We start from the raw sequence: 21,287 nt of genomic DNA, 5'->3' as shown, positions 1-21,287 counted from the left end.
ATGGATCGTTGAGGTAACCAGTATCCGATGGATACCGTGGAGCCGGACGAAGGGAGACACCCATGAAGATCCTGCTCATCGGGTCCACCGGCATGATCGGTTCCCGCGTCGCCGCCGAGGCGCGCGGCCGGGGCCACGAGGTCACCGGGGTGACCCGCAGCGGCAAGGACGGCACGGCCAAGGCCGCCGCCCGCGACGCAGACGCGATCGTGAAGCTCGCCACCGGCCAGGACGCGATCGTCGTCGCCGTCGCCCCGCCCCGGGACGGCTCGGAGACCATCGCCCCGCTGCTCGCCGACGGACGCGGCATCCTTGCGGGCGCCCGCAAGGCCGGCGTGCGGCGCGTGGTGATCGTCGGCGGCGCGGGCAGCCTCGAGGTCGCGCCCGGACAGCGCCTCGTGGACAGCCCGGGCTTCCCCGACCTCTACAGGAATGAGGCCCTCGCGCAGGACGCCCTCCTCGCCGCCGTCCGCGCCGAGGCGGGCGACCTCGACTGGACCTACATCTCCCCGGCCGCCGAGATCGAACCCGGGGACCGCACCGGCACGTTCCGCCTCGGCGGCGACCGGCTCCTCACCGACGCCGACGGCAACAGCCGCATCAGCGCCGAGGACTACGCCGTCGCCCTGGTGAACGAACTGGAGGACCCCAAGGCCGTCGGCCGCCGCATCACCGTCGCCTACTGACCGCACGGCCGGCCACGCCGGGCCCGACCACACCGGGCCCGGCCGGTCAGCGGATGAAGATGACGAACTCGGAGAGCTCGTCGGTGATCGCCGGGGGGAGACCCGCCACGGTGGACAGCTCCTCGACGGAGACGAAGCCGCCGGTCTCCGCGCGCGTCCGCTCGATCCGCCCGGCCAGCTCGGGGGTGATGCCGGGCAGCGTGGTCAGGGCCGCGGGCGTGGCGTGGTTGACGTCGACCAGGCCGCCGTCGTGGAACTGGCGGGGCAGGTCGGGACGGCCGATCCGCAGCTCCCGCGCGAGCCCCGGGTCGTGCGCGGCCAGGTCGCGGGCCTTGGCGCGCAGCAGCCGCTGCTGCCGCACCCGCTCCACCACCGCGTCGTTCCCGTGGCCGGACAGGCCGTCCGGATCGAACACCTGGCGCCGCACCAGGAACGCGTGCCCGCAGCCCACGACCGCCAGCACGAACATCAGGACGCCCGCGGCCCGCTGCGCGCCGCCGTTGTCCCCCAGGTTCGGCGCGATCAGCATCAGCCCCGCGAACAGCCCGCTGTACACCACGGTCGCCAGGACCAGGTGCATCCGCCGCCGCCACAGCGCGGCCGCCGCGAAGGTGAAGGGGGTCGCGTAGCCCAGCGTCAGGAACGGCAGCGCCGCCCATGTCACGCTCAGGGCCGCCCTCGTCGGGGGCATGCTGTCCGACGGCACTCGCGGCGGTTCGTACGGTGCGGGAGCGTTCATGAGGGAGCTCTTCCCGGAGGCCCGGCGGCGGATGCCTCCGCGGCGGAGCGTCCTCTGTGACGTGCTTCCCGGATTCCGGCTACGGCAGCGTCAGGATCTCATGACCGTCGTCGGTGACGAGGAGGGTGTGCTCGAACTGCGCCGTCCGCTTGCGGTCCTTGGTGAGGACGGTCCAGCCGTCCGGCCACATGTCCCACTCGGGGGTGCCGAGGGTGAGCATCGGCTCGATCGTGAACGTCATGCCGGGCTCCATCACCGTCGTCGCGCCCGGGTCGTCGTAGTGCGGGACGACCAGGCCCGAGTGGAACGTGGTGCCGATGCCGTGCCCGGTGAAGTCGCGGACGACCCCGTACCCGAACCGCTTGGCGTAGGACTCGATCACCCGTCCGATCACGTTGATCGCGCGCCCCGGCCGGACGGCCCGGATCCCGCGCATCATCGCCTCGTGGGTGCGCTCGACCAGCAGCCGCGACTCCTCGTCCACGTCGCCGACCGGGAACGTCGCGTCGGTGTCGCCGTGCACGCCGTCCACGAACGCGGTGATGTCCACGTTGACGATGTCGCCGTCGCGCAGCACGGTGTCGTCCGGGATGCCGTGGCAGATCACCTCGTTGACCGAGGTGCACAGCGACTTGGGGTAGCCGCGGTACCCGAGCGTGGACGGGTAGGCCCCGTGGTCGAGCATGTACTCGTGCCCGATCACGTCCAGCTCGTCGGTGGTGATCCCCGGCCGGACGTTCTTCCCGACCTCCTCCAGCGCCCGCGCCGCGATCCTCGCCGCCACCCGCATCCGCTCGATGACCTCCGGCGTCTTGACGTCCGGCTCGCCCGTCCTCGGGGTCTTCTTCCCCACGTACTCCGGACGTCGGATGTTCGCGGGTACCTTGCGCATGGGCGAGACGCGGCCGGGCCGGAGGAGGTGGGTCGTCATGGTGAGCGAGTGTAGTCAGCCCCCGCGGGGGACGACTCCAGAGGCGTGATCGAAACGGAGGGCACATGGACCCGAAAGAGAACACCGACGACGCCTGGTGGTTCTGCCTGAAGCACCTGCGCGTCGAGCACGGCGCGGGCTGTCCCGACAAGGACCGCATGGGCCCCTACGCCACCGAGGCCGGGGCCGCCAACGCCTTGGCGGAGGCCCGCGCCCGCAACGAGGCCTGGGACGCCATGGACGACGACTGACCGAGCAGGCCGACGGCTGACCGAGCAGGCCGGTGGCCGGACCGTCCGTCCGGCGCCGGCCGTCGGCCGTCGGCCGTCGGCTCGCGTCAGTCGACGACCGGGCCGGTGACGGCGTCGAGGAGGCGGGCGAGGCGGTCGCGGAGGCCGCGGCGGGTCCGGGTGAGGTCCTGGCCCGCGGCGGCGCTGACCAGGTGCTGGGCCCCGTCGAAGGTGACCAGGGGCTCGGTGGCCGGGACGGTCAGGGCCTCGTGCGCGAGGCCCTGGAGCTCGCGGTCGCCGCCGTCCAGGGCGAGGATCGTGGCGCCGACGCGGCGCGCGTCGTCGACCCGCTCCAGCAGCGGGACGGGCGCCTCGTCCTCGGCGACGACCAGGAGGGTCTCGCCGCGTCCGGCGCCCTCGAGCCGGTCCAGGCCCACCGCGAGGTGCGGGGGCGCGTCCGGCGGCGGGGACCAGCGGACGAGGGTGGGGGCGAGCCCGGGCAGCGCGTTCAGGCCGCTCTCGTCGTCCAGGTGGGCGGCGAGGTGCCAGGGCTCGCCGGTGGGTGTGCCGACCAGCAGCAGCCCGCCGGGGGTGTGCGCGTTGACCCGCAGAGCCCGGCCGAACTCCCCGGTGCGCTCCAGCCATCCGGTGGCGGCCAGGACCTCGCGCAGCATCATGACGTGCTCGGCGTCCATGCCCTCCATCGTGGCCCAAGAGGGGACCGGGACGCGCGGTTTCGGAGGGGACGGGTCCGTGCGCGGTGGACTCCGCCCGGTTTGGCAGACTCGACGCCATGACTGATCAGCCGAAGAAGAGCCCCCATGACCTGCCCGACGTCTCCGGCCTGAGCATCGGGATCCTCGGCGGGACCGGGGACCAGGGGAAGGGCCTGGCCCGCCGGTTCGCGCTCGCCGGGCACAAGGTCACCATCGGCTCGCGCAGCGCGGAGCGGGCCGAGCAGGCCGCCGCCGACCTCGGCGCCGGCCTCGGGATCCAGGGCGCGGCGAACGCCGAGGCCGCGTCCGGGTCGGACGTGGTGATCGTGGCCGTCCCCTACGACGGCCACAAGGACCTGCTGACGTCCCTGCGCGACGCCCTCGCGGGCAAGATCGTGGTGGACTGCGTGAACCCCCTCGGGTTCGACAAGAAGGGCTCGTACGCGCTCAAGGTGGAGGAGGGCAGCGCCGCCGAGCAGGCCGCCGCCGTCCTGCAGAACACCGAGGGCGCCCGGGTGGTCGCCGCGTTCCACCACGTGTCGGCCGTCCTGCTCCTCGACCCCGAGGTGGACGAGACCGAGCTGGACGTCCTGGTCCTCGGCGACGACCGGGCGGCCACCGACACCGTCCAGGCCCTGGCCGGACGCATCCCCGGCATGCGCGGCGTGTACGGCGGACGGCTCCGCAACGCCCACCAGGTCGAGGCGTTCACCGCGAACCTGATCTCCATCAACCGCCGCTACAAGGCGCACGCGGGCCTGCGCGTCACCGACGTCTGATCCCGGAGGCCCGCCCGCCTCCGTCCCGCGCGGGGCTTGTAGGGGAGGTGCACACGGAACGTGACCGTTCGTGGTGCTACGGTTGCGTTCCGTGGAGGTGGGGGAGGGGGCGGCCCGGGCCGCCCGGATCATGCTGCCCTCGCGGCGGCCAGGGCCGATGCGTGCCGTGCTCCGGCGCGTCGGGCTCGCCGTCGTCCTGCTGCTGATCGTGGTCGTCCTCGTCTACGTGGGGCGGGACGGCTACCGCGACGCCGCCCGAACGCGGATGTCGCTGCTCGACTGCCTCTACTACGCCACCGTGACCGTCTCCACGACCGGCTACGGCGACATCGTCCCGGTGAGCTCGGGGGCGCGGCTGGTCAACACCGTCATCATCACGCCGGTCCGGGTGCTCTTCCTCATCGTCCTGGTCGGGACGACGCTGGAGGTGCTCGCCGAACGCACCCGCGAGGACTGGCGGCGAGCGCGCTGGAGGGCCAGGGTGCGTGACCACATCGTGGTGGCCGGGTTCGGCACCAAGGGCCGCAGCGCGGTCCGGACGCTGCTGCGCAACGGCGTGTCGCCGCACGAGATCGTCGTGGTCGACCCGAACCCGGCGGTGATCGCCGAGGCCACGGCCGCCGGGGTGGTCGGGGTCGTCGGGGACGCCACCCGCCGGTCGGTGCTGCGGCAGGCGGCGGTCGAGCTGGCCCGCGAGATCGTGGTGGCGAGCGCGCGCGACGACACCGCCGTGATGATCACCCTCACCACGCGGGAGCTGAACCCCGGCGCGGGCATCCAGGCGACGGTCCGGGAGGCCGAGAACATCCCGCTGCTGCGGCAGAGCGGCGCGGACCACGTGGTCGTCTCGTCCGAGACGGCCGGGCGGCTCCTCGGCGTCGCCGCGCTGCACCCGCACCTCAGCGCCGTCATGGAGGACCTGCTCCAGCGCGGCAGCGGCCTCGACCTGGTCGAACGGGACGTCCGGCCGGACGAGGTCGGGATCCCGGCGGGCACGGTCGCCCAGCCGGTGGTCGCGATCGTCCGGGACGACCGGACGATCGCCTACGACGACCCCGCCTGCTCCACGCTGCGCGAGGGCGACCGGCTGATCGTCGCTCGTTCCACCGAACCCGACCCCGACGCCCGCGACCACCAGGACCGCACCCTCTGACCGCCGCGCGCCCGGCCGAAGCCGCGGCCGCGTCCGTGGCGGGATGCGGACATCGGGAGAGTCACTGGAGCGGTAGCTGACGGACGGGCGTCCAAGTGCTGACGTGGACGGGTGGCCGACTCTGGTCCGCGCCGTTCCGGAAACGGCGCGGAAAGCGGTGTGGCGCGGGCATCCTGGGATGTGCTGCGGTGGTTCCGCCGTGGCCGGACCGCGTCCTATGATCGCCGTACTACAGGGCAGGTGAAGATGAGGCAGATCCGGTCGGCCGACCCGTGGAGCGCCTTCCTGCGTCCGCCCGGACGCCCGTTCGACACCGCCTACGGAAGCACCGCGCCGTCCGCGGCCCCGGATCCCGGGGGCGGCGGTCCCGTCTCCGGACGGGGCGACGGCGATCCCGACGACACCGACCTGCCCGAAGTGTGCCGGCGCGTCCTGGCGCGGCTCGGCGCCGCCGGGCGGCCGCAGTCGCTCGAGCAGCTCCAGCACGGCACCGGGCTCGGGCTCCTGGAGATCGCCGACGCCGTGGAGAGCCTGCGCGACCGGGGCCTGGTGACGGTGGAACGCGAGATCGACGAGATCGTGCGCCTCGCGCCGCCCGCGGACCGGTGACCGGGTACCTGATCACGGTCGCGCTCGCCTGCCTGGTCGGCGTGGCCGAGCTGGTGAGCCGGTACCGGGACCGCCCGATCACGCTGGTCCGGGTGCCGAGCACCTGGGCGTACGTGCTGATCAACGGGGCCGCGGGCGCCGGGTCGCTGCTGCTCCTGCGCACCTTCCACTGGGACTTCGGGGTCACCTCGCCGCGGATGCTCGGCGCCGCGCAGGTGCTGGCCGCCAGCCTCGGCTCGATGATGATCTTCCGCAGCGCGGTGTTCACCGTCCGGGTCGGGGACGAGGACGTCGCGGTCGGCCCGTCCACCCTGCTGACCTCGCTGCTGGCCGCCGCCGACCGGGGCGTCGACCGGGTGCAGGCCCGCAGCCGCGCCCAGGACGTCGGCCGCATCATGGAGGGCGTCTCGTTCCCGCGCGCCCGACTGGCGCTGCCGACCTACTGCCTGGGCCTGCTGCAGAACGTCCCCGCCGAGGACCAGGCCGACCTGCGGACCGCCGTGGACGCGCTCGCGGGCAGCGACATGTCGGACGGCCAGAAGACGCTCAACCTCGGCCTGCTGCTGATGAACGTCGCCGGGCCGGACGTCCTGGACGCCGCCGTCCGGAGCCTCCGCAAGGAGATCGTCGACGAGGGCGGCCAGGCCGGCGACGTCCGGTCCGGTATCCCCGCGCCGCGGACGCCCGGGAACGGGCAGGGCCCCGCCGAGGCCCGCACGGAGGCGGGCGCCGACAGGGCCTGACCGGAAGACCCGCCCGGACGGCGGGGCGGGGCCTACTTGTAGCTGTACTCGGAGGTCGGGAAGGCGCCCGAGACGACCTCTTCGGCGTACTCGCGCGCCGCGTCCCCGAGGACGGAGTAGAGGTCGGCGTACTTCTTCACGAACTTGGCGGTGTGGGGGGTGAGCCCGGCCATGTCCTGCCAGACCAGGACCTGCGCGTCGGTGCCCTCGCCCGCGCCGATCCCGACCGTCGGGATGGACAGCGCGGCGGTGACCCGGCGGGCCAGGTCGTCCGGGACGCACTCCAGGACGACCGAGAACGCGCCCGCGGCCTCGAGCGCCTTGGCGTCGGCCAGCAGCTGCTCGCCGTCCTCGCCGCGGCCCTGCACCCGGTAGCCGCCGAAGGCGTTCACCGACTGCGGGGTGAGGCCCAGGTGGCCCATGACCGGGATCCCGGCCGCGACCATGGCCTCGACCTGCGGCAGGATCCGGCGGCCGCCCTCGACCTTGATCGCCTGGACGTTCGCCTCCTTCATGAACCGGGCCGCGCTCGCGAGCGCCTCGGGGACGCTCGCCTGGTACGACCCGAACGGGAGGTCGGCGACGACCATCGCGCGCTTGGCCCCGCGCACCACCGCGGCGGCGAGCGGGACGAGGTCGTCCACGGTGACGGGGATGGTGGAATCGTAGCCGTAGACGACCATCGCGGCCGAGTCGCCGACGAGCAGGACGGGGATGCCCGCCTCGTCGAAGACGCGCGCGCTGAGGGCGTCGTAGGCGGTGAGCATGGGCCACTTCTCGTGCCGGGCCTTGGCGGCGGCGATGTCGCGTACCGTCACCCGGCGGGTGCCCTTGCCGCCGTACAGAGCGGTCGGCTGGGCGGGCCCCTGCTGCTGAGCGGGGGACTTCGGCGTGGAAGCGGACACGTCAGAAGACACGGTGTACCTCCAGTCTCGAGGCGCCACGGTGGCGTACCCGGACGGGACCGATGATCCCACCTGAACAACGGCCGCGAAACCCCCGGCGATTCCCGCCCGCCGACCGCCCGTCCAGGCCCCGCGGAAGTCGCCGTCCGTCCGCCGACCGGCCGGCGTCCGTTCGCCGGGGGGTTTCGAAACGCTACGGTTGCGTATCTGAATTCTTCGGCGTACGCTCATTGCGCAACGCCCCCGTAGCGCAATCTCTTCCCTCGCCTTGACGCATTTCCCAAGGAGTTCCGTGGACCCCCAGACCATCCAGCGGAGACGCTGGTACGTCCTCGGCGTGCTGACGCTCAGCCTGCTCGTCGTGATCCTCGACAACACGATCCTCAACGTGGCCCTCAAGACCATCGCCGACCCGCACGAGGGGCTCGGCGCCACGCAGAGCCAGCTCGAGTGGTCGATCAACTCCTACACGCTGGTGTTCGCCGGGCTGCTGTTCACCTTCGGGGTGCTCGGTGACCGGCTCGGCCGCAAGCGGGTGCTGCTCGTCGGCATGGGGATCTTCGCCGTGGCCTCGCTCGCCTCGGCCTACGCCCAGTCGCCGACCCAGCTGATCTGGGCCCGCGCGCTGATGGGCCTCGGCGGCGCGGCGGTCATGCCGCAGACGCTGTCGATCATCACCAACGTGTTCGAGCCGAGGGAGCGGGCGCGCGCCATCGCCCTGTGGGCGGGCGCGGTCGGCCTCGGCGTCGCGATCGGCCCGATCACCGGCGGCCTGCTGCTGGCCCACTTCTGGTGGGGCTCGGTCTTCCTGATCAACGTCCCGGTCATCATCGTGGGCGCGGCGGCGATCGTGTTCCTGGTGCCCGAGTCCCGCAACCCCGAGCGCGGCGGCCTCGACCCGTTCGGCGTGCTGCTGTCGATCATCGGTCTCGTCGCGCTGTCCTACGGCATCATCCGGGGCGGCGACAAGGGCCAGTGGACCGCGGTGGACGTGCTGGCCCCGATCGCGCTCGGCGCCCTGGTCCTGGCCGCGTTCGTCTGGCACGAGGCCCGCACCGAGCACCCGGCGTTCGACGTCCGCCTGTTCCGCGACCCGCGCATGTCGGCGTCGGTGGCCTCGATCGCGCTGTGCTTCTTCGCCGCCGGCGGCGTGTTCTTCTTCGCCAACTTCTACATGCAGTCCGTGCGCGGGCTGACCCCGCTGCAGTCGGGCGCGATGGTCCTGCCGTTCGCGGTCGCGCAGCTGGTGTTCTCGCCGCGCAGCGCGTCCATGGTGCGCCGGTACGGGGCCAAGGCGGTCTGCACCGTCGGCCTGCTCGCGGTGGCCGGGGCGCTGCTCGGCTACCAGTTCCTGGACGTCCACACCCCGCTGTGGGTGCTCGGCGCGATCTTCTTCGTGCAGGGCGCGGGCATGGCGAACGTCATGCCGCCCGCGACCGAGGCCGTCATGTCGGCGCTGCCGCGGGAGAAGGCGGGCGCGGGCTCCGCGATCAACAACACCGCCCGCCAGGTCGCCGTCGCGCTCGGCGTGGCCGTCCTCGGCTCGGTGATCTCCTCCGTCTACCGCTCGGACCTGCGCGAGAAGCTGGCGACGCTGCCCGCGGCGGCGCGCGAGGCGGTCGGCCAGTCGATCGCCGGCGCGCACCAGGCGGGCGAGGCCGTCCCGGCGGCCCGGGCCCTGATCGCGTCCGCGGACGAGGCGTTCGTCCACGCGGTGCACGTCGCGGCGGGCGCCGCGTCCGCGATCGCGCTGGTCAGCGCGCTGGTGGTCCTGCGCTGGATGCCGGGCCGCGCCGCCGTCGAGGACGAACTCGTCGCCGGTTCGCCCGCCGCGGCAGGCGGGGAGGCCGAACCGGCGCAGGGCAGCCAGGAGCGGGCGAGCGTGTGAGAATGTGAACCGCGATGACCGAGAGCAAGCCGTCCGCGGGCCGGACGGCGGAGACCGACGAGAGCCGCCCGGGCGCCGCGCGCCCGGGGCGGCCCCGCAGCGAGCGCGCCGAGAAGGCGATCCTGACCGCGACCATCGACCTGCTGGCCGAGGAGTCCGGCGTCGACGGGGTGTCGATGGAGGCCGTGGCCGCCCGCGCGGGCGTCGCCAAGACGACCATCTACCGGCGCTGGCCCAACAAGGAGGCGCTGATCGTCGGCGCCCTGGGCATGCTCAAGGGGCCGCTGCCCGAGCTGCCCGGCACCGGCATCCGGGACGACCTGCTCACCATCACCCGGCACATGGCGGCCGAGCGCGGGGTCAAGGCGGCCCGCTGCTTCTGGAACGTGGCCGGCGGGGCGGAGAAGTACCCCGAGCTGTACGCGCGCTACCGGCAGGACGTGCTGGACCCGCGCCGCGCGGTGTACTTCGACCTGCTGCGGCGCGGCGTCGAGCGCGGCGAGGTGCGCGGTGACGTCGACATGGACGTGGCGGTGGCGATGCTCGTCGGCGCGTTCGCCTACCACAAGCTTTCGGAGTCCTTGCCGGACGCCTTCGCCGAGCGGCTGGTCGACACCTTCCTCCGGGGTATTTCGGCGGATTGACTGAGAAGTCTGTTTTTCCATACCGTTTTCGGCCCGCAGGTCGTGATCTTCTCCCCAACCCCGGCGCCCATGCTCCATACTTGGGCTGGGGGAGTGGATGCAGGACCGGCTGACTGGAGCGTCAGGTGAGATCCGTCATGGCGCCACGGGGCGATGCGCCCGTCGGCGATTCCCCGTCCCGCACACTGGTGGTCGGCTTCGGCGCCGACCGTTCGATCGTCCAGTGCGGACCCAACTGCCTGGCCGTCCTCGGCCATGATCCGGCCGGGCTGATCGGGCGTCCGGCGACCGACCTGGTCGCCGACGACGCCAAGGCCGAACTCGAGGGACTCCTGGAGGCGGCCGCCGCCGGGCAGGAGCGCACCGCCGTGCTCACCGCGCGGCACGCCGACGGCCGCGGCGTCGACGCGGTCGTCACCGCGCAGCCCATGGTCGGCGACGGCACCGCCGGGCTGCTGTACGTCCGGGTCGCGCTGCCGCCCAGCGAGCGCTTCCAGGACCCGTCCCTCATGCGCCGCGCGCTGATGGACGACGCGCTCACCCGGTTCGGGCAGTCGCTGGACCTCGACCAGACCGCGAAGGGCATCGTCGACGTCGTCGTCCCGCACTACTGCAACGTCTCGTCCGTGCTGATCCTGGAGAGCCTGGTCGCGGCGGACGAGGTGCACGACGAGACCGGCTCGGCCGTGATGCGGCGGATCTCGGTCGCCTCCGAGGACGAGGACCCCGCCTGGACCGCGACGTTCCCGGTCGGCGAGGTGCTGGTGTTCCCCGAGGGCACGCCCTACCGCGAGGTCCTCGACACCGCGCGGCCCGTCCACCTGCGGCACGTCCAGCGGGGCGACGCGGGCGCCATTGCCGAGAAGTGGCGGCGCAACCCGGTCGGGCACCTGCTGTCGGACGTGTCGATGGTGCTGCTGCCGATGATCGCCCGGGACACGCTGCTCGGCTTCATCGCCTGCACCCGCGTCACCGGGCACCGCCGCTTCGACGCCTACGACGTCGAGATCGGCATGGAGTTCGCCGCCCGCGCGGCCATCGTCATCGACAACGCCCGCCTGTTCAGCCGCGAGCGCGCCACCGCCCTCGCGCTCCAGCGCAGCCTCCTGCCGAACCGGCTGTCCGCGCCCGCGACCGTCGAGGTCCGGCACCGCTACCTGCCCGGCAGCAAGCTCGTCGAGGTCGGCGGCGACTGGTACGAGTCGATCGCGCTGCCCGGCGCGCGCGCCGCCCTCATCGTCGGGGACGTCGCCGGGCACGGCGTGCGCGCCGCGGTCACCATGGGACGGCTGCGCACCGCGCTGCACACCCTGGCGAACCTGGAGCTCCCGCCCGCCGACGCGCTGCACGTCGTGCACGAGCTGATGATCGAGCTCGGCGAGCAGGAGCCGCACTTCGCCACCTGCGTGTACGCGGTGTACGACGCGACGACCGGCAAGCTGGAGGTCGCGTCCGCCGGGCACCTGCCGCCGCTGCTGGCCGCCCCGGACGGCGGGAACGCCTACCTGGAGGTGCCGCCCGCGCCGCCGCTCGGCGTGGTCGGCGGCGCGGCCATCGAGAGCCGCGAGTTCACCGTCGAGGACGGCTCGGTCTTCGTCATCTACACCGACGGCCTGGTGGAGAACCGGGGCCGCGACATCGACGACGGCCTCGCCCGGCTGCGCTCGCTGTTCACCGCCGAGACCGTCGGCCGCCCGATGGAGGACCTGGCCAAGGCCACCCTCGCGGGCGTCTACGCCGACGAGCACCGCGACGACATCGCCGTCCTGCTGGCCCGGCTGCACCGGATGCCCGCCGACCGGATGGCGTCCTGGCCCCTGCCGACCGACCCCGCGTCCGTCCGCCGGGCGCGCGGCCTGGTGTGCAGCAAGCTCACCGAGTGGGGCCTGTCCGACCTCGTCTACACCACCGAGCTGCTCGCGTCCGAGCTGGTCACCAACGCCCTGAGGTACGCGCCGGGCGGCATCGAGCTGCGGCTGCTGCTCGAGCGCACCCTCACCCTGGAGGTGCTGGACCGCTCGGCCGCCCTGCCCCGCCTGCGGCACGCCCTCGACGACGACGAGAACGGCCGCGGCCTGCTGGTCGTCAGCCAGCTCGCGCACCGGTGGGGCACCCGCCGCACCCCGGCGGGCAAGGTCGTCTGGTGCGAGCAGGTCGTCCCCGGCGTCCCGCCCGAGCCGGAGGAGCCCATCCCGAACTGGCCCGGCGAGAACCACCACCGCTAGCGCGACCCCCCGCCGGGCCCGCGGTCTAAGACGCGGGGCTACGGGTTCTCGCGCCAGCGGTTGGTGATGGGGAGGCGGCGGTCGCGGCCGAAGTTCTTCGGGGTGACCTTCGGGCCCGGCGGGTACTGGCGGCGCTTGTACTCGGCGAGGTCGGTGAGCCGGATGACGCGGTCGACCAGGGCCGGGTCGTGGCCGGCCGCGATCAGCCGCTCCCGGCCCATGTCGTGCTCGACGTAGTCGACCAGCAGCGGGTCGAGGACGTCGTAGGGCGGCAGGGAGTCGGAGTCCCTCTGGTCCGGGCGCAGCTCGGCGGACGGCTCCTTGACGATGATCGCCTCGGGGATCGGCGGCTCCTCGAACGGATGCAGGAACGGCAGGTCCGAGCCGGTCTGCGCGTTCCGCCACCGGGCCAGGGCCCAGACCATGGTCTTGACCAGGTCCTTGATGGGGCCGAAGCCGCCCGCCGAGTCGCCGTAGAGCGTGGAGTAGCCCGTGGCCAGCTCGCTCTTGTTGCCGCCGGTCAGCACCAGGTGGCCGTGCTCGTTCGACAGGCCCATCCAGATGTTGGCGCGGATCCGGGCCTGGAGGTTCTCCGACGCCAGGCCGTGCAGCTCGAGCTCGGACTCGAACGCGTCCACCATGCCGCCGATCGGGACGATCCGGGACCGCACGCCCTGCCGTTTGACCAGCTCCTCGGCGTCGGTGACCGAGTGTTCGGACGAGTAGCGGCTCGGCAGCAGGACGGCGTGCACGTTCTCCGGCCCGATGGCGTCGGACGCGATGGTGGTGACCAGCGCCGAGTCGATGCCGCCGGACAGGCCGAGGATCACCGAGCGGAAGCCGTTCTTGCGGACGTAGTCGCGGGTGCCGGTGACCAGCGCCGCGTACACCTCGCCGAGGTCGTCCAGCCGCTCGGCGACCTGCCGCGGGCGGGCCGGGTAGGCGGGCACGGGTTCGCCGGACAGGACGTGCCGTTCGATGGTGATGGTCGTGCCGTCCTGGGCGTCGACCGGCTCGCGGCCCGGCCCGGCCGCCGGGGCGGCGGCGGGCAGGGAGAGGTCGGAGACGAGCAGGTACTCGGTGAACTGCGGGGCGCGGGCGAGCAGCGCGCCGTCCGCGCCGACGACGACCGAGTCGCCGTCGAAGACCAGCTCGTCCTGGCCGCCGACCATGTTGACGTAGGCGAGCGCGCAGCCGGCCTCGCGGGCGCGGCGGGCGCACAGGTCGAGCCGGGTGTCCTGCTTGTCCCGCTCGTGGGGGGACGCGTTGATCGCCAGGAGCAGGCCCGCGCCGGCGGCGCCGGTGACCTCGACCGGACCGCCGTCCTGCCAGAGGTCCTCGCAGACGACGGTCGCGACGTCCACGCCGTTCACCCGGACGACCGGCAGCGTGTCGCCGCGCACGAAGACGCGGTACTCGTCGAAAACCCCGTAGTTCGGCAGGTGGTGCTTGGCCGAGCGGACGAGCACCCCGCCGCCGTGCAGCCACGCCGCGCCGTCCAGCGGGGACCCGGCGGGCTGCCCGGGGCGGACGAGGCCGAGCGTCCGGCGGTCGAGGTAGCCGACGACGACGGGCAGGTCGCCGAGGCCCTCATCGGCCAGCCGCCGCGCGAGCCGTTCGAGGGCCTCGCGGGACGCGTCGACGAAGGACGAGCGGAGCGCGAGGTCCTCGACCGGGTAGCCGGTGAGGGCCATCTCGGGGAACGCGACCAGGTGGGCCCCGGCGTCCCTGGCCCGCCGGGCCCAGGCCACGACCAGGTCGGCGTTGCCGCCGAGGTCGCCGACCGTCGGGTTCACCTGCGCGAGCGCGATCCTGAGCTGTGCCACGTCTCCACCCTAGGAGGTCGCCGGATCCCGGTCACCGACCGGGTATCGTCACTATGACGATAATAATCCGCCGAGGTCAAGAGGCGGCGGGCGCGGCCGTCCGCCTCCGGATGGCGGGCGCGAGCGCCAGTTGCGCGGCCGCCGCGGCGACTCCGAGTGCCCCGCAGACCGGCCACATCAGCGCCGGGCCGCCGAGGCCGAGCAGCTGCGTCCCGCCGAGCGGCGCCAGCATGAGGCCGCCGGACCAGGCGAGCCCGTACAGCCCGCTGTAGCGTCCGCGCAGGTGATCGGGGGACAGCCCGGCCACGATCGCCTGCAGCACGGACGCGGCCATGATCTCGCCGAACGACCACAGCACCACGATGACCGCGTACTGCCACGGCGCGGACGCCAGCACGGTGGCGCCGACCCCGACCCCGACGATCGCCATGCCGGTCACCAGCACCAGCGAGTGGTCGCGCCGGGTCAGCCACGCGTTCACCAGCGGCTGGACGGTGATGATCACGACGCCGTTGAGCGCGATGACCCAGCCGTAGGTGCCCGCGCCGAGACCGTGCTCGCGCATGGCCAGCGGCATCGTCGTCATCGACTGCATCAGGACGAACACGTAGGCCAGCACCGCGAAGGTGTAGCCGACCATGACCCGGTCGCGCATCACGTCCAGGAACCCGCCGCGCGGCGCCGCGGCGGCCGTGGCCGTGTGCGTGTCCGTGCCCGTGTCGGTCGCGGCGTCGGTCGTGCCGGTCGCCGGGGCCGAGGGGCGCGTCTCCGGGACCGCGCGCCAGACCAGTGCGCCGAACGTGACGGCCGTGACGGCGTTGATCCAGAACAGGGTGTGGAACCCGGTGCGGGCGAGCGCCCCGGCCGACGCCATCGCGACCGCCCAGCCGAGGTTCACGGCCCAGAAGTTGAGACCGAACGCGCGCGCCCGGTCCTCCGCCGGGATCATGTCGGCGATCATCGCCTGGGACGCGGGCCGGAACATGTCCAGCAGCAGGCCGAGCAGCGCCGCCGTCGCGACCAGCGCGACGATGCCCTGCGCGTAGCCGAGGGCGAGCATCGCCGCGCCGGTGCCGAGCGTCGACACCAGCAGCGTCTGCCGCCGTCCGATCCGGTCGGCGAGCATCCCGCCGAGGAACTGGCCGCCGAGCGACCCCGCGCCGAGGACGGCCATCACGGCGCCCGCCTGCGCCAGCGACAGCCCGCGCGCGGTGGTGAGGTAGAGGCCGAGGAACGGCTCGACCATGGTGCCGAGCCGGTTGATCAGGGTGCCCGTCCACAGTGCCCAGAAGGCGCGCGGAAGGCCGCCGAGGCGCGGGGCGAGGAACGAGCCGATCCGGCTCGGGGAGGCGGTGACGGTGGATTCGTGAAGGGTTTCCCGGAGGGAGTCGTCGAGCGTGGTCACGCCGTCGATGCTCCGGCAGCCGGACCGGTCAGGACATTCATTTAGTCTGGGCTAAAAGATCGGGGGGGATGATGATCGAGTTCGTGTTCACCCCGGACGACGCCGCCCGCGTCCGGTTCGCGTTCTCGCCGGTGTGGGAGGCGGTCGGGGCGCTGCGGGTGCTCGCCGATCCGTCCAGCAGCGCCCTGCACCTGCCGTGGCTGCGAGCCGCCCGGCCCCGCCTGGCGGATCTCGACCTGGGCCTGCTGCGCACCCTGGTGCCCGCCACCGGCTACGTCGCCGACTTCCTCACCCCGCCGCCCACCACCCCGCTGCCGGACTTCGCCACCGAGCTGGAGACGGTCCGGGCCACCCCGCGCACCGTCGTCGCCGAGGAGCTGGCGTGGTCGGGCAGCCTGGGCACGCCGCTGTACCCGCAGGGTCCCGGCGGCACCGCCTTCGCGAGGCTGACCGCCGACCCGGACGCCACGCTCGAGGCGGTCACCGAACAGCTGGACGTGTTCTGGCGGGCGGCCGTCCGGCCGTTCTGGGGGCGCATCCGCGAACTGCTGGAGGGCGACATCCTGCGCCGCTCCCGCGCCCTCACCGAGCGCGGCGCGGCGGGCGTGTTCGCCGACCTGCACGAGACCGTGGAGTGGGACAACGGCGTCCTGCGCATCGACCGCCCGTGGACGTTCCAGGGCGGCCTGGGCGGGGACGGCCGGGGGCTGCTGCTCGTGCCCAGCGTGTTCACCTGGCCGCGCGTCCAGGTCCTCCCGCCGCCCTACCAGGCGATGCTGAGCTATCCGGTGTCCGGCGTCGCGACGGTGTGGGAGACCCGTCCGGGGCCGCGCGCGGGCTCGCTCGGCGCGCTGGTCGGACGCGCCAGGGCGGAGATCCTGCACGCGCTGGACGCCCCGTCCTCCACCACCGAACTGGCCCGCCGCCTCGGCGTCACACCGGGCGCGGTCAGCCAGCACCTCGCCGTCCTGCGCTCCTGCGACCTGGTCACCGGCCACCGCATGGGCCGCCGCGTCGTCTACGTCCGCACCCCGACGGGAGACGACCTCGCCCGCATCCTCTGAGCCCGTTCACGCAGGTCAACGGGAGGCGAGGACGTCGCGGAGGCCCAGCCGGCGGCGGGGCGGACGGTCGTGGTCGAGGCGCGTCAGGTCGTAGCGGCCGGACTCGACGAGCCAGTCCAGGTGCGCGCGCGGCGCGTCCAGGAGCACCGACACGACCCGCGCGGTCGCGGCCTGTTCCGCCTCGGGCAGCTGGAGCCGGTCGAGCGCCTCCGGCAGGACGCGCGCGGCGGCGGCCACGTCGGCGGCCCGGTGGACGATCCGGTCGATCGTCCAGTACGCGGCCTGCTCGTCCGCGAAGCCGTAGGCGTCGGCCAGGACGGCGACGAGGTTGTGGGTGTCGCCGTCCGCCCTCTCGCGCCGGAAGGACGCGAGGTCGTTGCACCAGGCGATCATGTCGGCGGTGGCCTCGGTCAGCGTCGTCCACGGCGGGGAGTTCAGGACCCGCGCGGGCAGCTCCACCCCGAGCACCGTCTCGACCAGGTCGAACAGGTGCGGCCCGCCGGCGCTGCGGCGCCCCGCGGCGAAGCGCCGCAGCGTCGGGACCTGCCCGGTGCGCCGGTTCACGGCCTCCTCGGCGCAGGCCGCCCGATGCTCCTCCAGGTGCACCAGGAATCGGCGCCGCCAGCCGGGGCCCATGCCCGGCGACGTCCGCCGCCACAGCTCCACGAGCGCGCCCTCCAGCGGACGGGCGCCGGGCAGGGCGCCGCCGCGCCGCAGCGCCCGCAGCAGGTCGTCGTACAGGTCGCAGACGGCGGTCGCGCTTCCCGACACCGGCGGCCGGTCGAGCATGTCGTCGAGCGCGAACGTCCAGGTCAGCCAGTGTGCGAACAGTTCGACGCGGTCGATGTCCGCGGCGGGGAACAGTCGCGCGGCGAGCCGGTCGCAGCGGGCCCGGCCGAGGGGCGAGGTGTCCGGATCGCCGATCACCAGGCCCTGCGCGCGGGTCCAGCCGTCCAGCCCCCCGCCGAGCGTCCACGCGCCCGGATGCATGCCGGACGGGGCGGCCAGCGAGTCCACCCGGTCGGTCAGCGACAGCAGCGTTGAGACGTCCACGACCCGCCCCACGCTAGTGATCATCAACGCCGCCGCCGGACGACCGCCACGTCAAATCTCGGGAAACGGGACGGTCCGGTCCAGGCCGTCCCGACCCGGGCCGCCGGGGCGTCCGGAGCCGCCCCGCGAGGGCGCCGCGGGCGAGGCCGCCGGGCGTCCGGAGCCGGGGCGCGGGCGTGGGATAGTCGATCGAAATCCCTTGCGCACAAGGAGCAGAGCGTGACCCGACGTCCCCTCGCCCGCCTCTCTCCGGCCGCCGCTCTGGTGCTCGCGGCGTCCCTCGCCGCCGGGTGCGGCGCGCACGAGGGCGAGGTGAAGGGCGTGGCGCTGATCGACCGGAGCCGACTCACCGTCTGCACGCACGTCCCGAACCCGCCCTTCGAGGAGCGCCGGAACGGCGAGTACGTCGGTTTCGACATGGACCTCATGGCTCTGGTCGGCAAGCGGCTCGGCGTGCCGCTGAACATCCGCGAGACCGCGTACGACCCGCTGCAGTCCGGCTCGGCGCTGGGCGTGACCCGCTGCGACGTCGTGGCGGCCGGCATCACGATCACGCAGGACCGCGCCACCGGGATCGGCCTCTCCAAGCCGTACTTCGACGTCTACCAGATGATCGTCGGACGCAGGGGGCCCACGTACAGGACGCCGGCCGCGCTCAAGGCCGCGCACGTCCGCGTCGGGACGCTGGAACTCACGCAGGGCGAACTGTACCTGCGCGACGCCGAGCTCGACACCGTCTCGTTCAAGACCCCGGACGCCCTGCTCAACGGCCTGCGCACGCACCGGGTGGACGTCGTCGTCGCGGAGCACCCGACCGCCCTGCGCTGGCTCCGCGACCCCGCCAACGCCGCGTTCAAGGCCCGCGGACGGTTCGGAACGGGCGAGCAGTACGGGTTCATGGTGAGCAAGGACAGCGACCCCGGGCTCCTCGACCTGGTCGACCAGACCCTCGACGCCGCCCGCGCGGACGGCTCCTACCAGCGCATCTACGCGAAGTGGATCGGCCTGTCACCTACCGCCCGGCGGTAATGACCATGGTAGAAATCGTCTCCACGTGCATCAGAAACCCCCTGGAGGATCACGTGTCCGGACGCATTCCTCGATTCTCGGCGCTCATGGCGGCCGCCGCCATGGTGGTCGCCACGGCCTCGGCCTGCGGCGGCGGCGACAGCGGCGTGACCGTGCAGGGCGCCAAGCTGATCAAGAAGGGCCAGCTCAACACCTGCACGCACCTGCCGTACCCGCCGTTCCAGTTCGAGAAGGACGGCAAGGTCGTCGGCTTCGACATGGACCTGATGGACCTGGTCGCCAAGAAGCTCGGCGTCACCCAGAAGGTCGTGGACACCCCGTTCGAGACCATCAAGACCGGCTCCGCGCTGAACGCGGGCAAGTGCGACGTCGCCGCCGCGGGCATGACCATCAAGCCCGAGCGCGCGAAGTTCATCGACTTCACCAAGCCCTACTTCGACGCCACCCAGGCCGCGATGACCAAGAAGGGCACCACCTTCGCGTCGGCCGACGACCTGAAGAAGGCCAAGGTCGGCACCCAGGCGGCCACCACCGGCGAGGACTTCGTGCACAACGCGAAGATCGACTCGGTCTCGTTCGACGACTCGGCGGCGCTGCTCAACGGCCTGCGCAGCGGCAAGGTCGACGTCATCGTCGAGGACTACCCGGTCGTGCAGGGCTGGCTGAAGGACCCGGCGAACTCCGCCTACGCCATCGGCGGCAACTACAACACCGGCGAGCAGTACGGCTTCGCCGTCCGCAAGGACAAGAACACCGGGCTGAAGGACCTCATCGACTCCGTCATCGCCCAGGCCCGCACGGACGGCTCCTACAAGACGATCTACGAGAAGTGGATCGGTCCCATGCCTGAGGGGCACTGACGTGGCATCCACCTCCGAGCCCGCCACCACGGGTGGTGGCGGGCTGACCCGCAGGCGGCGCAGGCAGCTCGTGCTCGGCGGAGAGTACGGCGTCTTCGTCGTCGCCATCGTGCTGCTCGCCGCGCTGGCCGACTGGCACTCCCTGCACATCAACTTCTTCAACTGGTCGGTCGCCAAGAGCCTGTTCCCGGACATCATCACGGTCGCGCTGCGCAACACCCTGGTCTTCACGGCCAGCGGGTTCGCGCTCGGCCTGGCCGGCGGGCTGCTGATCGCGCTGATGAAGCTGTCGTCCGTGCCGCCCTACCGGTGGTTCGCGACCGCCTACATCGAGATCTTCCGCGGCCTGCCCGCCCTGCTGATCTTCATCTTCGTGTCCGTGGGCGTCCCGATCGCCTTCCCCGGCGTGAACGTGCCCGGCGGGGTCTACGGACAGGCGGCCCTGGCCCTCGGCCTGGTGTCGGCGGCCTACATCGCCGAGACGGTCCGCGCGGGCATCGAGGCCGTGCCGCGCGGTCAGACCGAGGCGGCCCGCTCACTCGGCATGTCGCAGTTCCGCGCGATGCGCACGATCGTCATCCCGCAGGCGTTCCGGGTCATCATCCCGCCGATGACGAATCAGCTCGTCTCCCTGCTGAAGGACTCGTCGCTGGCGCTGTTCCTCGGCGTGACCCTGATGGACCGGGAACTGACCAAGTTCGGGCGGGACATGTCCAACCTGAAGGCCAACACCACTCCGATCGTGGCCGTGGGGCTCTGCTACCTGCTGATCACGATCCCGCTCGGCTACCTGGCCCGGCGGCTGGAGGCACGGCAGAAGCGGGGACGGCGATGAGCGCGATCGAGATCAGCGACCTCCACAAGTCGTTCGGGTCGCTGGAGGTGCTGCGCGGGGTCGACCTGAGCATCGAGTCCGGCGAGGTGGTGTGCGTGATCGGGCCGTCCGGCTCGGGCAAGTCCACCCTGCTGCGCTGCGTGAACCTGCTGGAGGAGCCGTCCGGCGGGGCGATCTCGGTGGACGGCGTCGAACTCACCGACCCCGAGGTCGACATCGACGCCGCGCGCCGGCGCATCGGCATGGTGTTCCAGTCGTTCAACCTGTTCCCGCACCTGACCGTCCTCGGGAACGTGACGGTCGCGCAGCGCAAGGTGCTCAAGCGGGACAAGGCCGAGGCGGAGCGGGTCGCCCGCAGGAACCTGGAGCGGGTCGGCCTGGCCGACAAGGTGGACGAGTACCCGGAGAAGCTGTCCGGCGGCCAGCAGCAGCGCGTGGCGATCGCCCGCGCGCTGGCCATGGACCCGGCGGTCATGCTGTTCGACGAGCCGACGTCCGCGCTGGACCCCGAGCTGGTCGGGGACGTCCTCGGCGTCATGCGCGGGCTCGCGGACGACGGCATGACCATGGTCGTGGTCACGCACGAGATGAGCTTCGCCCGCGAGGTCGCCGACCGGGTGGTGTTCATGGACGGCGGCGTCGTGGTCGAGCAGGGCCCGCCGTCGCGGGTGATCATGAGCCCCGAGCACGAACGCACCCGGTCGTTCCTGGCCCGCGTCCTGGACCCGGCGGCGGCCCGGGTCGGCGGGGCGGACGACTGAACCCGCGCGCGTTCGGCCGGACCGGTGGGGGTTCGGCTGGACTCGCGCGCGTCCGCGAGGCCCGCGCGTCCGCGAGGCCCGCGCGTTCGCCTGAACCCGAGCGTTCGCGAGCCCCGCGCGTCCGGGGAGGCCGGGCGTTCACGAGACCTGCGCGTCCGGGGAATCCGCGCGTGTTGTGAAACCCGTGGAACAAGCCCCCGACCTGG

21 protein-coding genes are annotated in these 21,287 nt (G+C 73.0%); 14 read left to right on the top strand and 7 right to left on the bottom strand.

Annotated features, from left to right (window positions below):
• Positions 1–62 precede the first annotated feature (62 nt).
• Complete coding sequence (locus AB0L06_RS14435; protein WP_500231442.1) at positions 63–686, top strand: NAD(P)-dependent oxidoreductase; 624 nt, start codon at positions 63–65, stop codon at positions 684–686.
• Between the two features lie 46 nt (positions 687–732).
• Here the strand turns inward: AB0L06_RS14435 and AB0L06_RS14430 are convergent, their stop codons facing one another.
• A complete protein-coding gene (locus tag AB0L06_RS14430; protein WP_500231441.1) occupies positions 733–1,377 on the bottom strand; it encodes a ComEA family DNA-binding protein in 645 nt (214 codons plus the stop codon).
• A gap of 127 nt (positions 1,378–1,504) precedes the next feature.
• A complete protein-coding gene (gene map, locus AB0L06_RS14425; protein ID WP_500231440.1) occupies positions 1,505–2,356 on the bottom strand; it encodes a type I methionyl aminopeptidase in 852 nt (283 codons plus the stop codon).
• Positions 2,357–2,421: 65 nt separating this feature from the next.
• Between map and AB0L06_RS14420 the strand changes: the two genes are divergently transcribed.
• Positions 2,422–2,607, top strand: a complete 186-nt coding sequence (locus AB0L06_RS14420; RefSeq protein ID WP_500231439.1) for a hypothetical protein — start codon at positions 2,422–2,424, stop codon at positions 2,605–2,607.
• A gap of 86 nt (positions 2,608–2,693) precedes the next feature.
• On the opposite strand, the gene AB0L06_RS14415 is transcribed toward AB0L06_RS14420, so the two are convergent.
• Positions 2,694–3,281, bottom strand: a complete 588-nt coding sequence (locus AB0L06_RS14415; RefSeq protein ID WP_500231438.1) for a hypothetical protein — start codon at positions 3,279–3,281, stop codon at positions 2,694–2,696.
• Positions 3,282–3,379: 98 nt separating this feature from the next.
• On the opposite strand from AB0L06_RS14415, the gene npdG reads away from it, so the two are divergent.
• The 4 genes from npdG to AB0L06_RS14395 all read left to right on the top strand — a co-directional run bounded on the left by npdG (position 3,380) and on the right by AB0L06_RS14395 (position 6,586).
• Positions 3,380–4,081 carry an NADPH-dependent F420 reductase gene (gene npdG, locus AB0L06_RS14410; RefSeq protein WP_500231437.1) on the top strand — a complete coding sequence of 234 codons (702 nt, stop codon included), beginning with the start codon at positions 3,380–3,382 and terminating at the stop codon, positions 4,079–4,081.
• A 91-nt stretch (positions 4,082–4,172) separates the two neighbouring features.
• Positions 4,173–5,234, top strand: a complete 1,062-nt coding sequence (locus AB0L06_RS14405) for a potassium channel family protein (RefSeq protein ID WP_500231436.1) — start codon at positions 4,173–4,175, stop codon at positions 5,232–5,234.
• Between the two features lie 246 nt (positions 5,235–5,480).
• Complete coding sequence (locus tag AB0L06_RS14400; RefSeq protein ID WP_500231435.1) at positions 5,481–5,843, top strand: hypothetical protein; 363 nt, start codon at positions 5,481–5,483, stop codon at positions 5,841–5,843.
• Positions 5,840–6,586 carry a hypothetical protein gene (locus AB0L06_RS14395; protein ID WP_500231434.1) on the top strand — a complete coding sequence of 249 codons (747 nt, stop codon included), beginning with the start codon at positions 5,840–5,842 and terminating at the stop codon, positions 6,584–6,586. Before AB0L06_RS14400 ends, AB0L06_RS14395 begins: the two co-directional genes overlap by 4 nt.
• A gap of 32 nt (positions 6,587–6,618) precedes the next feature.
• On the opposite strand, the gene panB is transcribed toward AB0L06_RS14395, so the two are convergent.
• The gene (panB, locus tag AB0L06_RS14390; protein ID WP_500231765.1) at positions 6,619–7,491 is read right to left on the bottom strand and encodes a 3-methyl-2-oxobutanoate hydroxymethyltransferase; all 873 of its coding nucleotides are present in this window, start codon (positions 7,489–7,491) and stop codon (positions 6,619–6,621) included.
• A 292-nt stretch (positions 7,492–7,783) separates the two neighbouring features.
• On the opposite strand from panB, the gene AB0L06_RS14385 reads away from it, so the two are divergent.
• From AB0L06_RS14385 to AB0L06_RS14375, 3 genes are all read left to right on the top strand, one after another.
• The gene (locus AB0L06_RS14385) at positions 7,784–9,379 is read left to right on the top strand and encodes an MFS transporter (RefSeq protein WP_500231433.1); all 1,596 of its coding nucleotides are present in this window, start codon (positions 7,784–7,786) and stop codon (positions 9,377–9,379) included.
• Between the two features lie 14 nt (positions 9,380–9,393).
• Complete coding sequence (locus AB0L06_RS14380) at positions 9,394–10,023, top strand: TetR/AcrR family transcriptional regulator (protein ID WP_500231432.1); 630 nt, start codon at positions 9,394–9,396, stop codon at positions 10,021–10,023.
• 137 nt (positions 10,024–10,160) lie between these two features.
• Positions 10,161–12,248 (top strand): SpoIIE family protein phosphatase, encoded by a 2,088-nt coding sequence (locus AB0L06_RS14375; RefSeq protein ID WP_500231431.1) that lies wholly within the window; start codon positions 10,161–10,163, stop codon positions 12,246–12,248.
• Between the two features lie 38 nt (positions 12,249–12,286).
• Here AB0L06_RS14375 and AB0L06_RS14370 read toward each other — a convergent pair whose 3' ends face one another.
• Positions 12,287–14,074 carry an NAD+ synthase gene (locus AB0L06_RS14370; RefSeq protein WP_500231430.1) on the bottom strand — a complete coding sequence of 596 codons (1,788 nt, stop codon included), beginning with the start codon at positions 14,072–14,074 and terminating at the stop codon, positions 12,287–12,289.
• A gap of 76 nt (positions 14,075–14,150) precedes the next feature.
• The gene (locus tag AB0L06_RS14365) at positions 14,151–15,479 is read right to left on the bottom strand and encodes an MDR family MFS transporter (RefSeq protein ID WP_500231429.1); all 1,329 of its coding nucleotides are present in this window, start codon (positions 15,477–15,479) and stop codon (positions 14,151–14,153) included.
• 68 nt (positions 15,480–15,547) lie between these two features.
• On the opposite strand from AB0L06_RS14365, the gene AB0L06_RS14360 reads away from it, so the two are divergent.
• On the top strand, positions 15,548–16,543 hold the full coding sequence (locus tag AB0L06_RS14360; RefSeq protein WP_500231428.1) for an ArsR/SmtB family transcription factor: 996 nt from the start codon (positions 15,548–15,550) through the stop codon (positions 16,541–16,543).
• Between the two features lie 15 nt (positions 16,544–16,558).
• Here AB0L06_RS14360 and AB0L06_RS14355 read toward each other — a convergent pair whose 3' ends face one another.
• A complete protein-coding gene (locus tag AB0L06_RS14355) occupies positions 16,559–17,608 on the bottom strand; it encodes a terpene synthase family protein (RefSeq protein WP_500231427.1) in 1,050 nt (349 codons plus the stop codon).
• 207 nt (positions 17,609–17,815) lie between these two features.
• Between AB0L06_RS14355 and AB0L06_RS14350 the strand changes: the two genes are divergently transcribed.
• From AB0L06_RS14350 to AB0L06_RS14335, 4 genes are read left to right on the top strand one after another with little or no spacing between them, the layout of a single operon-like run.
• The gene (locus AB0L06_RS14350) at positions 17,816–18,625 is read left to right on the top strand and encodes an ABC transporter substrate-binding protein (RefSeq protein ID WP_500231426.1); all 810 of its coding nucleotides are present in this window, start codon (positions 17,816–17,818) and stop codon (positions 18,623–18,625) included.
• 53 nt (positions 18,626–18,678) lie between these two features.
• Positions 18,679–19,485 (top strand): ABC transporter substrate-binding protein, encoded by an 807-nt coding sequence (locus AB0L06_RS14345; RefSeq protein ID WP_500231425.1) that lies wholly within the window; start codon positions 18,679–18,681, stop codon positions 19,483–19,485.
• Between the two features lies 1 nt (position 19,486).
• Positions 19,487–20,320, top strand: coding sequence for an amino acid ABC transporter permease (locus tag AB0L06_RS14340; protein ID WP_500231424.1), 834 nt, complete (start codon positions 19,487–19,489; stop codon positions 20,318–20,320).
• Positions 20,317–21,081 carry an amino acid ABC transporter ATP-binding protein gene (locus AB0L06_RS14335; RefSeq protein ID WP_500231423.1) on the top strand — a complete coding sequence of 255 codons (765 nt, stop codon included), beginning with the start codon at positions 20,317–20,319 and terminating at the stop codon, positions 21,079–21,081. Before AB0L06_RS14340 ends, AB0L06_RS14335 begins: the two co-directional genes overlap by 4 nt.
• Positions 21,082–21,287 lie beyond the last annotated feature (206 nt).

Origin of the sequence: Spirillospora sp. NPDC052269, assembly GCF_040679435.1 — a bacterium.
Lineage (GTDB): Bacteria > Actinomycetota > Actinomycetes > Streptosporangiales > Streptosporangiaceae > Spirillospora.
The sequence above is the reverse complement of the archived record's forward strand: the minus strand, read 5'-3'. Positions and strand labels throughout refer to the sequence as shown.

Excerpts from the sequence above, each read along its gene's own strand:
- AB0L06_RS14435 (WP_500231442.1), top strand. The coding sequence starts at position 63 with ATGAAGATCCTGCTCATCGGGTCCACCGGCATGATCGGTTCCCGCGTC.
- AB0L06_RS14430 (WP_500231441.1), bottom strand. The coding sequence starts at position 1,377 with ATGCCCCCGACGAGGGCGGCCCTGAGCGTGACATGGGCGGCGCTGCCG.
- map (WP_500231440.1), bottom strand. The coding sequence starts at position 2,356 with ATGACGACCCACCTCCTCCGGCCCGGCCGCGTCTCGCCCATGCGCAAG.
- AB0L06_RS14420 (WP_500231439.1), top strand. The coding sequence starts at position 2,422 with ATGGACCCGAAAGAGAACACCGACGACGCCTGGTGGTTCTGCCTGAAG.
- AB0L06_RS14415 (WP_500231438.1), bottom strand. The coding sequence starts at position 3,281 with ATGGACGCCGAGCACGTCATGATGCTGCGCGAGGTCCTGGCCGCCACC.
- npdG (WP_500231437.1), top strand. The coding sequence starts at position 3,380 with ATGACTGATCAGCCGAAGAAGAGCCCCCATGACCTGCCCGACGTCTCC.
- AB0L06_RS14400 (WP_500231435.1), top strand. The coding sequence starts at position 5,481 with ATGAGGCAGATCCGGTCGGCCGACCCGTGGAGCGCCTTCCTGCGTCCG.
- AB0L06_RS14380 (WP_500231432.1), top strand. The coding sequence starts at position 9,394 with ATGACCGAGAGCAAGCCGTCCGCGGGCCGGACGGCGGAGACCGACGAG.
- AB0L06_RS14375 (WP_500231431.1), top strand. The coding sequence starts at position 10,161 with ATGGCGCCACGGGGCGATGCGCCCGTCGGCGATTCCCCGTCCCGCACA.
- AB0L06_RS14360 (WP_500231428.1), top strand. The coding sequence starts at position 15,548 with ATGATGATCGAGTTCGTGTTCACCCCGGACGACGCCGCCCGCGTCCGG.
- AB0L06_RS14335 (WP_500231423.1), top strand. The coding sequence starts at position 20,317 with ATGAGCGCGATCGAGATCAGCGACCTCCACAAGTCGTTCGGGTCGCTG.